The 12,532-nt window shown below is 62.4% G+C and carries 12 protein-coding genes; 11 read left to right on the forward strand and 1 reads right to left on the reverse strand.

Annotated features, from left to right (window positions below; genetic code table 11):
* The first annotated feature begins 66 nt into the window (after window positions 1-66).
* Window positions 67-1,437, forward strand: a complete 1,371-nt coding sequence (locus FGK64_RS11755; RefSeq protein ID WP_138863970.1) for a class II 3-deoxy-7-phosphoheptulonate synthase — start codon at window positions 67-69, stop codon at window positions 1,435-1,437.
* Window positions 1,438-1,878: 441 nt separating this feature from the next.
* The gene (locus FGK64_RS11760) at window positions 1,879-2,661 is read left to right on the forward strand and encodes an OmpA family protein (RefSeq protein ID WP_171054048.1); all 783 of its coding nucleotides are present in this window, start codon (window positions 1,879-1,881) and stop codon (window positions 2,659-2,661) included.
* Window positions 2,662-2,708: 47 nt separating this feature from the next.
* Here FGK64_RS11760 and FGK64_RS11765 read toward each other — a convergent pair whose 3' ends face one another.
* Window positions 2,709-3,389, reverse strand: a complete 681-nt coding sequence (locus FGK64_RS11765; protein WP_246057738.1) for a PAS domain-containing protein — start codon at window positions 3,387-3,389, stop codon at window positions 2,709-2,711.
* 260 nt (window positions 3,390-3,649) lie between these two features.
* Between FGK64_RS11765 and FGK64_RS11770 the strand changes: the two genes are divergently transcribed.
* The 9 genes from FGK64_RS11770 to pstA all read left to right on the forward strand — a co-directional run bounded on the left by FGK64_RS11770 (window position 3,650) and on the right by pstA (window position 12,522).
* Window positions 3,650-4,528, forward strand: coding sequence for a YicC/YloC family endoribonuclease (locus FGK64_RS11770; RefSeq protein WP_246057739.1), 879 nt, complete (start codon window positions 3,650-3,652; stop codon window positions 4,526-4,528).
* On the forward strand, window positions 4,518-5,174 hold the full coding sequence (gene gmk, locus FGK64_RS11775; protein ID WP_138863972.1) for a guanylate kinase: 657 nt from the start codon (window positions 4,518-4,520) through the stop codon (window positions 5,172-5,174). The genes FGK64_RS11770 and gmk overlap by 11 nt, the downstream gene beginning before the upstream one ends.
* Complete coding sequence (locus FGK64_RS11780; RefSeq protein WP_138863973.1) at window positions 5,174-5,701, forward strand: gamma carbonic anhydrase family protein; 528 nt, start codon at window positions 5,174-5,176, stop codon at window positions 5,699-5,701. The genes gmk and FGK64_RS11780 overlap by 1 nt, the downstream gene beginning before the upstream one ends.
* Window positions 5,698-6,888: a trans-sulfuration enzyme family protein gene (locus tag FGK64_RS11785; RefSeq protein ID WP_138863974.1), complete on the forward strand. Its 1,191-nt coding sequence runs from the start codon at window positions 5,698-5,700 to the stop codon at window positions 6,886-6,888. The genes FGK64_RS11780 and FGK64_RS11785 overlap by 4 nt, the downstream gene beginning before the upstream one ends.
* A 7-nt stretch (window positions 6,889-6,895) precedes the next feature.
* Window positions 6,896-7,960 (forward strand): sensor histidine kinase, encoded by a 1,065-nt coding sequence (locus FGK64_RS11790; RefSeq protein ID WP_138863975.1) that lies wholly within the window; start codon window positions 6,896-6,898, stop codon window positions 7,958-7,960.
* A 173-nt stretch (window positions 7,961-8,133) separates the two neighbouring features.
* Window positions 8,134-8,340 carry a cold-shock protein gene (locus tag FGK64_RS11795; RefSeq protein WP_138863976.1) on the forward strand — a complete coding sequence of 69 codons (207 nt, stop codon included), beginning with the start codon at window positions 8,134-8,136 and terminating at the stop codon, window positions 8,338-8,340.
* Window positions 8,341-8,563: 223 nt separating this feature from the next.
* Window positions 8,564-9,604 carry a substrate-binding domain-containing protein gene (locus FGK64_RS11800; RefSeq protein ID WP_138863977.1) on the forward strand — a complete coding sequence of 347 codons (1,041 nt, stop codon included), beginning with the start codon at window positions 8,564-8,566 and terminating at the stop codon, window positions 9,602-9,604.
* 75 nt (window positions 9,605-9,679) lie between these two features.
* Window positions 9,680-11,158, forward strand: a complete 1,479-nt coding sequence (pstC, locus tag FGK64_RS11805) for a phosphate ABC transporter permease subunit PstC (protein WP_138863978.1) — start codon at window positions 9,680-9,682, stop codon at window positions 11,156-11,158.
* A complete protein-coding gene (gene pstA / locus FGK64_RS11810) occupies window positions 11,158-12,522 on the forward strand; it encodes a phosphate ABC transporter permease PstA (RefSeq protein ID WP_138863979.1) in 1,365 nt (454 codons plus the stop codon). Before pstC ends, pstA begins: the two co-directional genes overlap by 1 nt.
* Window positions 12,523-12,532 lie beyond the last annotated feature (10 nt).

A 12,532-nucleotide genomic window follows, 5' to 3' on the forward strand; every position in this document is an offset into this window, starting at 1 on the left:
GATATGGTCAGGGAGCGGGCGCTTTTGTATAAGGTTTGCTCATTCATTAACACAGGGGCTGAGGACATGGGCGACTGGTCGAAATCGGAATGGCGGAACAAACCCCGGATCCAGATGCCTGACTATACGGACGCAGACAAGCTGGCGAATGTGGAAGCGAAGCTGTCGAAGTACCCCCCGCTGGTGTTCGCGGGCGAGGCGCGGCGGCTGAAACGCGAGCTGGGCGCGGCCGCGCGGGGCGAGGCCTTTGTGCTGCAGGGGGGCGATTGCGCCGAAGCCTTTGACCAGTTCAGCGCCGATGCGATCCGCGACACCTTCAAGGTGATGCTGCAGATGGCGATGGTGCTGACCTTCGCCGCCAAGGTGCCGGTGATCAAGGTTGGGCGCATGGCGGGCCAGTTCGCAAAACCGCGCAGCGCGCCGACGGAAACCGTGGATGGCGTGGAACTGCCCAGCTACCGCGGCGACATCATCAACGATCTGGCCTTCACGCCCGAGGCGCGCATTCCCGACCCGGACCGCATGTTGCAGGCCTACACCCAGGCGGCGGCGACGCTGAACCTGATCCGCGCGTTTTCGACGGGGGGCTATGCCGATGTGCACCAGGTCCACGCCTGGACACTGGGATTCACCGAAAGCGGCAAGGCCGACCGCTATCGCGAAATGGCGAACCGCATCACCGACGCGCTTGATTTCATGTCGGCCGCCGGCGTCACGCAGGACACCGCTCATACCCTGCAATCGGTGGATTATTATACAAGCCACGAGGCGCTGCTGCTGGAATACGAAGAGGCGCTGACCCGTGTCGACACCACCAGCGGCAACTGGCTGGCGGGCTCGGGCCACATGATCTGGATCGGCGACCGCACGCGCCAGCCCGACGGCGCGCATGTGGAATATTGCCGGGGTGTGCAGAACCCGATCGGGCTGAAATGCGGCCCCTCGATGACGCCCGAGGATCTGAAGGTGCTGATGAAGCGGCTGAACCCCAAGAACGAACAGGGCCGCCTGACCCTGATCGCGCGCTTCGGCGCGGGCAAGGTGGCGGAACATCTGCCGCGCCTGATCCGCACCGTCCGCGAGGAAGGGGCCGAGGTGGTCTGGGTCTGCGATCCGATGCATGGCAACACGATCAAGTCGTCCTCGGGCTTCAAGACGCGTCCGTTCGACTCGGTCCTGCGCGAGGTGCGCGAATTCTTTGCCGTGCACCGCGACGAAGGCACCATCCCGGGCGGCGTGCATTTCGAGATGACCGGGCAAGACGTGACCGAATGCACCGGAGGCGTGCGCGAAGTCACCGACGAAGACCTGTCAGACCGCTATCACACCGCCTGCGACCCCCGCCTGAACGCCTCGCAATCGCTGGAACTGGCGTTCCTGGTGGCCGAAGAACTCACCTCCCTCCGCGAAGCCCGCCGCGACCGCGCCGCGGGGTGAGTTTGGGGAGAGGTTGAGAAAGAGGCGTCCCTGTGGGGGCGCCTTTTTTTTCGGCAAAAGCGTACACTCGCAAGTGCGCTAACCTGTGAGGCAAAATGCAAGCGGTCATCGTCGGTGCCGAGCCACGTAATGACCAACACTTGTTGTACCGAACTACGCCGGGACACGCAAAAGTTGCTATGGATGATCGCCTGGCGCATGTCAAAGAACAAGCTTTGTGGGCAGGGTCGCTTGATCGAAATGGAAAGTCGCTGCATCATGATGAGGTCAGTGATTTGAGGCACACACATTGACTGGCGCAAAATGAAGTGACTCCTTAATAGGTTAAATTTTGGCGACATAACTTTCTATATTGGAGGATTTCTGGTGGGGCTTAGAACGAACACGTACACGCCATATTTTAATGCCGTTCTGGTAATGAAGCGTGGGTCAAAGGAGCTGGTGAAGAAAAATATCGCCGCCTCAAGCGGAACCGTCAAGCTTGGAAAGGTTTTGGCGCCATGTGACTTTGCTATCGGCATTAAGGGGTTCATTTGCGATGCAAAAGCAAAAGGAAAGCATCCCAGGCCATTTTCGGATCCTTCCTTTTCAGTGCGGTGGTATATGAAGCTGGACGAGGCAGGGAATTGGGAGGCAGCAGGCGCACCACAGATCGAAAAGCTTTCGAAGCACAAGCTTTCCTTCGAAACTGGCGAAATTGTGCCTTTCATGAAGAAAGGTGAAGTTCAATTATCTGTAAAAATGACATCCAGCCCGCCACTTCTTCAAAAAAAGAAAAAAACTATTTCCATGAAGTTCCTATATGAAGTAGAAGAACCAAAGAAAGGAGTGAAGAAAAAGATTTCATTTAATTACACGGTCGGCCCATATCTGACTGACAAAGATCAGTTCACGCAAATTGATAAAAAAGCAAAGAAGCCGAAAGGTGTGCTGTATCCTTTGGAGTTTGAGAAAAAGATTTCGGCCATTTTGAAGAAATATACCGTTGAAGAGGCTACAATCACCGGCTACGCAGATTCTCGCGGGACGGAACTTCACAATAAAGGGTTAGGATTGCGGCGGGCAACAAATTTTGCAAAATTTTTACAGGCAATACCGGATATCGATCGCAAGAATACCTTTGTTGATCCCAAGACACGTGGCGAAGCCCCTGGATCCACGACAGAAGAGGATAATCCAAGCCAACGGGTTGTCGTTGTTAAAATTCTAGCCTCACAAAAGTAGCGGGGACCACTCCTTGCCGTCGCGCGATACCTGTACGTGCGATAGCTCTACGACTTCACCAGCCACAGGTAGGGGCGTTTGCGCTCGGGGCGGACCAAGGGGCGTTGGGGGTCGGCGAAACCCGGGGCTTTGCTAGTGGTTTTGGGCGCTTCGGGGGTGTCATAGCGCAAGCCGCTGATCTCGCGGTGGGCGGCGTGGGTGATGTCGAACCGGCAGGGCACGGTCGGGGCGGGGGCGTTCGAGACCAGCACGCCAAGGCAGCGGCTGATATCGCCAAGGTCGCTTTTCAGCGGCAACAGGATCACGTTGGCGTCGAACTGGCTGCGGCCACGGCGGGCCTCTGAGCAGAGGCTGAGTTCGGTAACGCTGGGGCCGTCGAAGGTGCGGCGCATCACTTCGCCCAGGCTGTTGCGGGCCGCGGGGGTGAACAGGGCGCTGGCGGGCATGCCGCGCACTTCCATTCCGGCAAGTTGGATCAGATGTTGCCCGGCTAGTCGGAAGCGGGCGATTTCCGGCGCGATCCGTTCAAGGATAAAGGCGTATTCCAGCAGGTTTTCCAACCCGCGCGGGTCAATCTGGGTGCGGTAGGGAATGCCGCCGCCGTTGCGTAGGGCTGTCCAATAGGCCTCGGCCTGCCGTAGCGGCGACAGGCTGTGGTTGGGGCGAAACTTGCCTAGCTCGACGATCTTGTCGGCCGGCGGCTGTGCCGCTTTGATTTCGGTGTCCACGATCAGAACTCCTGACAGCTGGCAGGTGCTGGGGAAGTCCCCGGCATCCACGCTGCCCGCACCTGTTATTAAAAGATGAATTGGTTACCTAAGTCTTAATGTATATCGAATCGTTTCAAATTTGGAGCATTAGGTTTCGAAATGGTTAACGGTTTGCCGGTGGCTGTCAGGGTTGCCCCGGTTGCCGGTTTGACGTTATCTGCGCCCACCCGCCAGAGGAGCGGGGCAGGCAACAGGCGCGGAGTTTCATGATACGGTCGATGACGGCATTCGCTTCGGGCACGGGTGGCCTGGGTCAGCACAGTTGGACGTGGGAGTTGCGCAGCGTCAACGCCAAGGGGCTTGATCTGCGCCTGCGGGTGCCCGACTGGCTGGACGGGCTGGAAGCCGCATTGCGGGCCGATCTGGGCAAGGCGCTGAGCCGGGGCAGCGTGACGCTGGGGCTGCGCGTGACGCGCGATGGCGACGAAGGCCGGATCGCGCTGAACCCGTCGACCATGAACACAGTTCTGGATGCGCTGGCCGAGATCGAGGCCGAGGCGCTGCGCCGGGGCATGACGCTGGCGCCCTCGCGCGCCGCCGATCTGCTGGGTGTGCGTGGGATGCTGGATGTCTCAAGCGGTTCGGATGATGCAGGCCCGCTGGTCGCGCAGTTGAAGCGCGAGTTTCCCGACCTGGTGGCGCGTTTCCTTGAGATGCGCGAGTCGGAAGGCGCGGCGCTTGAGGGGGTGCTGCGCGGCCAGATCGACCAAATCGAAACCCTGACCACGCAGGCCGCCGCCCTGGTCGAGGGCCGCCGCGCCGCGATGGCCGAGGCGTTGCAGGCCAACCTGGCGAGGGTAATGGGCAGCGGGCAAAGCGCCGACCCGGACCGCGTAGCGCAGGAACTGGCGATGATCGCGGTGAAATCGGACGTGACCGAGGAAATCGACCGGCTGGTGGCCCATGTCGCCGCTGCGCGAGAGTTGGTGGAAACGGGCGGACCGATCGGGCGCAAGCTGGATTTCCTGACGCAGGAATTCAACCGAGAGGCGAATACGCTCTGTTCCAAATCGCAGCACCGCGAGTTGACGGCGCTGGGGCTGGAGCTGAAGGCGGTGATCGACCAGATGCGCGAGCAGGTTCAGAATGTCGAATAATGCGCAAGGCGCGGCCCGCCGGGGGCTGCTGATCATCCTCAGCTCGCCTTCGGGGGCGGGGAAATCGACGCTCGCCCGCAGGTTGCGCGACTGGGACAGCGACATCGTGTTCTCGGTCAGCGCCACCACCCGCGCGCCGCGCCCCGGAGAGGTGGACGGCGCCGATTACCATTTCACCAGCGAATCCGCGTTCAAGGCGCAGGTGGCCAATGGCGGGATGCTGGAACACGCCCATGTGTTCGGCAACTTCTACGGCTCGCCCAAGGCGCCGGTGCAGGCCGCCATCGACGAAGGCCGCGATGTGCTGTTCGATATCGACTGGCAGGGCGCGCAACAAATCCGCAACTCGGCCCTTGGCGCGCATACGCTGTCGATCTTCCTGCTGCCGCCGTCGATTGGCGAATTGCGCCGGCGGCTGGAATCGCGCGCGCAGGACGATGCCGACACCATAGCGCGGCGGATGCAGCGGAGTTGGGACGAAATCAGCCACTGGGACGGGTATGATTTCGTGCTGGTGAACGACGATCTTGACGCCACCGAGGCGCATCTGAAAACCATTGTCACGGCGACGCGCCTGCGCCGCCTGCAACAGCCGGGGTTGACGGACCATGTGCGCGCCCTGCAATCCGAATTCGAGGATCTCTGATGCCGCTTTACGCCCTTGGCACCCATCGCCCGCAGTTGCACCCCGACACATGGGTCGCCCCCGATGCCAACCTGATCGGGCAGGTGGTGATGGAGGAGGGATCCTCGGTCTGGTTCGGCACCACGATCCGCGCCGACCATGAAATCATCCTGATCGGCAAAGGCAGCAACGTGCAGGAAAACTGCGTGATGCATATCGACGCCGGGTTTCCGCTGACCATCGGGGAAAACTGTACCATCGGGCACAAGGTGATGCTGCATGGATGCACCATTGGTGACAACACGCTGGTGGGCATGGGCGCAACCATTCTGAATGGCGCGAAGATCGGCAGGAACTGCCTGATCGGGGCCGGGGCGCTGGTGACCGAGAACAAGGAAATTCCCGACAACTCGCTGGTTATGGGTGCGCCGGGCAAGGTGGTGCGCGAGGTCGATGAAAAGGCGCTGCAGCGGATGATTTCCGGCTCGCTGCATTATCAGGACAACATGCGCCGCTTCCGCGACGAGATGAGAGAAATCGAAGAATGAAGAATTCGCGCGGGTCGCTGGTGCGGCCCCATCCGCTGCCCGGCAGTGCCAGCCGCCCGGTTGTCACGCCGCTGTCGCCCTCGGTCGTCTATGCCAGCGACACGCCCGATGCGCTGGATGACCAGTACGAAGGCCGGGTGTTCGGCTATACCTATTCGCGCGAGGGGCATCCCAATGGCGATGTGGTGGCCGCGCGGCTGGACGAGATGGAAGGCGCAAGCGGCGGCATCGTCACCGGGTCGGGCATGTCGGCGGTGTCGGCGGTGCTGCTGGGCCTGCTGAAACAGGGCGATCACGTTCTGGGTGGCAACCAGCTGTACGGGCGGTCGCTGCGGATGATGGCCGAGGATCTGCCGCGCCTGGGGATCGACACATCTCTGGCCGATCCCTGTGACGTGGACGCGATGCGCGCCGCGATCCGCCCCGAGACGAAGATGATCCTGGTCGAGGTGGTGTCGAACCCGACGCTGCGGGTGGCCGATATTGCGGGCATTGCCGCACTGGCCAAAGAAAGCGGCGCGCTTCTGGTGATCGATAACACGTTTACCACGCCGCGCGCGTTCCGCCCGTTTGACCATGGCGCTGACATAGTGATCCATTCGGTGACGAAACTGCTGGCCGGGCATTCAGATGTGATGCTGGGCTATGCCGTTGCGCGTGATCCCGCGCTGAACGACAGGCTGCGCGTGTTCGGCGTGACGGCTGGGCTGACGGCCAGCCCGTTCGATTGCTGGCTGGCGGAACGGGGGATGCTGTCGTTCGACCTGCGCTTTGACCGCTCGCAAGAAACGGCGGCGCGGCTGGCCGATCATCTGGCGGGGCTCGATGGCGTGAAGCGTGTGCTGTACCCGATGCGCGCCGATCACCCCGACCATGCGCGCGCGGTTCAGCTTTTGGGCGATCAGGGCTGTAATATGGTCAGCTTCGAGTTGACGGGTGGGCGGGCCTCCGCCAATGCCTTCACGAAGGCGGCAGATGGGCTGAGTTTTGCCCCGACGCTGGGCGATGTGGGCACAACGCTGTCGCATCCGGCCTCATCCTCGCATCGCGCATTGACCCCGGACCGGCGCGCGGCGCTTGGCATATCCGAGGGGTTCTTTCGCGTCTCGGTCGGGTTGGAAGACCCGGATGCGTTGTTGCAGATCATGACAGATGCCGTGGCCGCCGCCCGTGCTGCTGAAGGATAGGCCGAAAATGGCAACGGCGCAGATTTCCGATATTCTGGCCGCCGTGCCGCTTCCCGCCATTGTCATCGACACCAACCAGCGTATCGCCGAGGCGAATGCGGACGCACTGACCTTGCTGGGGCAGGGCATTGTGGGGCGCCATTTCACCGCCATCCTGCGCCGGCCCGAGATGATCGACACCATCGAAGGCGCGCTGGCCGACCGGCGTCCGCGCAAGGCGGAATACCAGACGAACGACGGCGCGCATGATATCATCTACGAAGTCACCTGCCGCGCGGTCGAGGCCCTGGGCGGCATCATGCTGAGCTTTCAGGACACGACCCACCTGCATCAGGCGGGCCAGATGCGGCGCGATTTTGTCGCCAACGTCAGCCACGAGCTGCGCACGCCGCTGACCGCGCTGATGGGATTCATCGAAACCCTGCGCGGCGCCGCTAGCAAGGACGAGGCCGCACGCGAGCGGTTTCTGGCGATCATGGACGCCGAGGCAAGCCGGATGAACCGGCTGGTGGGCGATCTGCTGTCCCTCAGCAGGGTCGAAAGCGAGGAGCGCGTGCGCCCGCGCGAGCCGGTGAACCTGACCGGGCTGCTGACATCGGTGCTGAATTCCCTGCGCCCGTTGGGGGAAACCGCCAATGTGGCTTTTGTGAAGAATTTCCCCGAGGGCGAGGTGACGCTGCCCGGCGATGCCGACCAACTGCGCCAAGTGTTCACCAATCTGATCGAGAACGCGATCAAATATGGCGGCACCGGCGGGCGGGTGACCGTGGCCCTGAGCGTGGCCGAGCGCGACCCGGCCCTGCGCGCGCCCGCCGCGCGGGTGCAGGTGACCGATCAGGGCCCGGGCATTGATCCGCGCCACTTGCCGCGCCTGACCGAACGGTTCTACCGCGCCGACAGCCACCGCTCGCGCCAGTTGGGGGGCACCGGGCTGGGGCTGGCGATCGTGAAACATATCGTCAACCGGCACCGCGGGCGGCTGCGGGTGGAATCGGAACTGGGCAAGGGCGCAAGTTTCACGGTGATCCTGCCAACCAGTGCCCCCGCGCAGGCGGACGAGCAGCAGGCGTAAGCCATGCTCGCCAAGGCGCTTGCGCGAAGGGGTGGGACCTGTCATAAGCCACCGGCTTACGTTTTTCTTTTTCGACCTACTGTCTCCTTCATACGGCGCTCAGTCCCTCGATACAGACCGACTACGCCAAGCTGCCGAATTCTTCGGGCAGCACACCAATTAGGAGACGACGCATGGCCAATGGCACCGTCAAATGGTTCAACTCAACCAAAGGCTTCGGCTTTATCGCACCGGAAACCGGCGGCAAGGATGTGTTCGTGCATATCTCGGCTGTCGAGCGCGCTGGCCTGACCGGCCTCGCAGACAACCAGAAGGTGACGTTTGACGTGGAAGCGGGCCGTGACGGCCGCGAATCCGCGACGAACATCGCTCTGGCCTAAGCCACAGCACATACCGTTCTGAAAGGCGCGGTCCCGGTCAGGGGCCGCGCTTTTTTGCGTTTCCGGGCCGCTGACGCAGGGGCCGTTAAGGATAAAATGACTAAAATCCGCGCTGTCATGAAACTGTTACATGCGTGTCACAAAAGCATTGCGTCGCACCGATAGCTCCCGCCTCAAGATCATCATGGGGGTGATCAGACTTGTCCTTAACTGGAGATATTCGATGTCGTTTGTGAAAATGACCACCTCGGGCCTCGCCCTTGCCGCTTTTGCCGCCACCGCCGCTGCCGCCCGTGATCAGGTGCAGGTTGCCGGATCGTCGACCGTTCTGCCCTACGCCTCGATCGTGGCCGAAGCCTTTGGCGAAAACTTCGACTTCCCGACGCCGGTTGTTGAATCGGGCGGTTCGTCCGCTGGTCTGAAGCGGTTCTGCGAAGGTGTTGGCGAAAACACCATCGACGTGGCGAATGCGTCGCGCCAGATCCGTGAAAAGGAAATCCAGGCCTGCGCCGACAATGGCGTGACCGACATCATGGAAGTGCGCATCGGCTATGACGGGATCGTCTTTGCCAGCGACATCAACGGCGAAACATTCGAGTTCACCCCGGTGCACTGGTACAAGGCGCTGTCGGACAAGGTTGTCGTGGACGGCGCCGTGGTCGACAACCCCTATACCACCTGGAACGAAATCGACGCCGCGCTGCCCGCGCAGCCGATCCAGGCCTTCGTGCCCGGCACCAAGCACGGCACCCGCGAAGTGTTCGAGGAAAAGGTGATCCTGGCTGGCTGTGAAGAAACCGGCGACTTCGAGGCCTTCAAGGCCGCGATGGGCGACGACAAGAAAGCCGCTGAAAAGCAGTGCATCGGCCTGCGCACCGACGGCAAGTCGGTCGACATCGATGGCGACTACACCGAAACGCTGGCCCGTATCAGCAGCAACAAGGACGGCATCGGCGTGTTCGGTCTGGCCTTCTACGAAAACAACACCGACAAGCTGCAAGTTGCGACCATGTCGGGTGTCACCCCCTCGACCGAGACCATCTCGACCGGCGAATACCCGGTGTCGCGCCCGCTGTTCTTCTACGTGAAGAAAGCCCACATCGGCGTGATCCCCGGCCTGAAGGAATATGCTGAATTCTTCGTCGCCGACGAAGTTGCCGGCCCCGATGGCCCGCTGGCCGAATACGGCCTGGTTGCCGACCCCGAGCTGAGCGAGACCCAGAGCGCGGTATCGAACGAAGAAACCATGGGCAGCAATTCCTAAGCTGGCCCGATCCGGCCGGGGCGTGCGTGCCATGCCCCGGCCGTTTTGTCTTTCCTACGAACCGGCGGAGTGTCCATGCCTGTTTCCTGGCTGATCCTAATCCTGGCTGCCCTGACGCTGGGCGGTTACATCGCGGGGCGCGCGCGCGCCCGGGCCTCGGTCCAGGGCGATGTGCGCAGGCTGCATTCGCTGCCGTCCTATTACGGCTATAACGTCGCGCTGTTCGCGCTGGTGCCCGCGCTGGCGGTTCTGGCGCTGTGGCTGCTGGCGCAGCCGATGCTGATCGACGCCCGCGTGTCGGGCATGATCCCGGACACGCTGATCCCCGAAGGGTCGAACCAGAGCCTGGTGATGAGCGACGTGCGCCGCGTCGCCGACGGGCTGGAACTGGCCGTGTCAAGCGGCGCGATGAGCGCCGACGAGGTGGCCGCGCTGGACGCCGACGCCACCGACATCCGCGCCCGCCTGGGCGAGATGGGCGTGGCGCTTGGGTCGGACGTGCGCCCCGAGGTGCTGGAGGCCGCGCAGGCCTATCGCGCCATGTCCTCGACCGGGACACTATGGATGACGGGGGTCGTGCTGGTTCTGGCGCTGGCCGGGCTGGCCTGGTCCTATTCGCGCACCCATTCCGAATTCCGCGCCCGCAACGTGGTGGAGCGGGGCGTTCTGACGCTGCTGATCCTGGCCGCGTCGATTGCCATTCTGACGACCGTGGGCATCGTTCTGTCGATGCTGTTCGAGACGATCAATTTCTTCAGCCTGCACGACTGGAAGGATTTCTTCCTTGGCGCGACATGGGCGCCGAATTTCCGGGGCGACAGCGAATTGTCGATCCTGCCGCTGCTGTGGGGCACGCTTTACATCTCGCTGATCGCGCTGATCGTGGCGGTGCCGATCGGTCTGTTTGCCGCGATCTACCTGTCGGAATACGCCAGCAAGCCGGTGCGCGCCTTCGCGAAACCGCTGCTGGAAATCCTCGCCGGGATCCCGACCATCGTTTATGGCCTCTTCGCGCTGCTGACGGTGGGGCCGCTGTTGGTCGATATCTTCGGGCGCGGAGAAGAGGGTCTGCTGGGCCTGAACTGGATGAGCGGGGCGACCTCGGTCCTGACGGCCGGGGTGGTGATGGGGATCATGCTTATTCCCTTCGTCAGCTCGCTGTCGGATGACATCATCAACTCGGTCCCGCAGTCGATGCGCGACGGGTCATTGGGCCTTGGCGCGACCAAATCGGAAACCGTGCGCCAGGTGGTGATGCCCGCCGCGCTGCCCGGGATCGTGGGCGCCATCCTGCTGGCTGCCAGCCGCGCCATCGGGGAAACCATGATCGTGGTCATGGGGGCGGGCGCCATCGCCAAATTCTCGCTCAACCCGCTGGAATCGATGACAACCATCACCACGCGGATCGTCAGCCAGCTGACCGGCGACACCGATTTCGCCAGCCCTGAAACGCTGGTTGCCTTTGCCCTTGGCCTGACGCTGTTCGTCCTGACGCTGGGGCTGAACATCCTTGCCCTCTACATCGTGCGCAAATACCGGGAGCAGTACGAATAATGACCGATCTGACGCAAAACCCCGCCAGCACCCCCGGACAGGTGCCGCCGCGCCACGGCTCGCTTCTGACACAGGGCGCGCGCACCAAGCGCCGCAACGCCGCCGAGAAACGGTTCCAGCTGTATGGCATGATCGCCATCGGGATCGGGCTGCTGATGCTGGTGATCCTTGTCACCACCATCGTCAGCCGGGGGCTGGGGGCCTATCAGCAAACCTTCGTGACGCTGAATGTCGAACTGCTGGAAAGCAAGCTGGACAAGAACGGCAACCGCGATCTGGACGAGATAAAGAAGGTGTCGACCTTTGGCTATGCGCCGCTGGTGAAGACCGCGCTGGCCGATGCGGTCGCCGGTTACGGGATCGACACCAGCGTGCCGGCCAAGGACATGGACGACCTGCTGTCCAAGGGCGCGGTGGCGCAGCTGCGCGACTATGTGATTGAGAACCCCGACCAGATCGGCCAGACCGTTTCGTTTGAATTCCTCGCCTCCAGCCGCGTCGATGGCTATCTGAAAGGCCGCGTCAGCCGCGAGAGCATCGCGAACGACAAGAGCATCAGCGCCGAGCAGCTGGATTTGGTGGACGATCTGATCGAACAGGGCGCGATCCGCAAGCAGTTCAACCTGTCGTTCATCACCGGGGCCGATGCGTCAGACCAGCGGCCCGAGGCGGCAGGTATGGGCGTTTCGATGGTGGGGTCGCTGTTCATGATGCTGGTGGTGCTGGTGCTGTCGCTGCCGATTGGCGTCGCTGCGTCGATCTATCTTGAGGAATTCGCCCGCAAAAGCTGGCTGACCGATGTGATCGAGGTGAATATCTCGAACCTCGCCGCCGTGCCGTCGATCGTGTTCGGTATTCTGGGCCTGGCCGTGTTCATCAACTACATGCACCTGCCGATGTCGGCGCCGCTGGTGGGCGGGCTTGTGCTGACGCTGATGACGCTGCCGACGATCATCATCTCGACCCGTGCCTCGCTGAAGGCGGTGCCGCCGTCGATCCGCGATGCCGCGCTTGGCGTCGGGGCCAGCAAGATGCAGGCCGTGTTCCACCATGTTCTGCCTCTGGCCGCGCCGGGCATCCTGACGGGCACCATCATCGGGCTGGCGCAGGCGCTTGGCGAAACCGCGCCGCTGCTGCTGATCGGGATGGTGGGCTTCATCGCCTCGAACGCGCCCGACAGCATCGCCAGCGGGTTGCTGGCGCCGAACTCGGCCATGCCGGCGCAAATCTATGAATGGGCGAAACGGGCCGATCCGGCCTTTTACGAACGCGCCTGGGGGGGCATCATCATCCTGTTGGTGTTCCTTGTCACAATGAATACGGTGGCCGTGATCCTGCGCCGCCGCTTTGAACGCCGCTGGTAAGGGGGACCGA

Origin of the sequence: Arenibacterium halophilum (genome assembly GCF_005938225.1) — a bacterium.
Taxonomy (GTDB): Bacteria; Pseudomonadota; Alphaproteobacteria; order Rhodobacterales; family Rhodobacteraceae; genus Arenibacterium; species Arenibacterium halophilum.

Bases quoted from the DNA above. Each gene is read 5' to 3' on its own strand.
- FGK64_RS11755 (WP_138863970.1), top strand. From the start codon at position 67: ATGGGCGACTGGTCGAAATCGGAATGGCGGAACAAACCCCGGATCCAG.
- FGK64_RS11770 (WP_246057739.1), top strand. From the start codon at position 3,650: ATGACGGCATTCGCTTCGGGCACGGGTGGCCTGGGTCAGCACAGTTGG.
- gmk (WP_138863972.1), top strand. From the start codon at position 4,518: ATGTCGAATAATGCGCAAGGCGCGGCCCGCCGGGGGCTGCTGATCATC.
- FGK64_RS11780 (WP_138863973.1), top strand. From the start codon at position 5,174: ATGCCGCTTTACGCCCTTGGCACCCATCGCCCGCAGTTGCACCCCGAC.
- FGK64_RS11785 (WP_138863974.1), top strand. From the start codon at position 5,698: ATGAAGAATTCGCGCGGGTCGCTGGTGCGGCCCCATCCGCTGCCCGGC.
- FGK64_RS11790 (WP_138863975.1), top strand. From the start codon at position 6,896: ATGGCAACGGCGCAGATTTCCGATATTCTGGCCGCCGTGCCGCTTCCC.
- FGK64_RS11795 (WP_138863976.1), top strand. From the start codon at position 8,134: ATGGCCAATGGCACCGTCAAATGGTTCAACTCAACCAAAGGCTTCGGC.
- FGK64_RS11800 (WP_138863977.1), top strand. From the start codon at position 8,564: ATGTCGTTTGTGAAAATGACCACCTCGGGCCTCGCCCTTGCCGCTTTT.
- pstC (WP_138863978.1), top strand. From the start codon at position 9,680: ATGCCTGTTTCCTGGCTGATCCTAATCCTGGCTGCCCTGACGCTGGGC.
- pstA (WP_138863979.1), top strand. From the start codon at position 11,158: ATGACCGATCTGACGCAAAACCCCGCCAGCACCCCCGGACAGGTGCCG.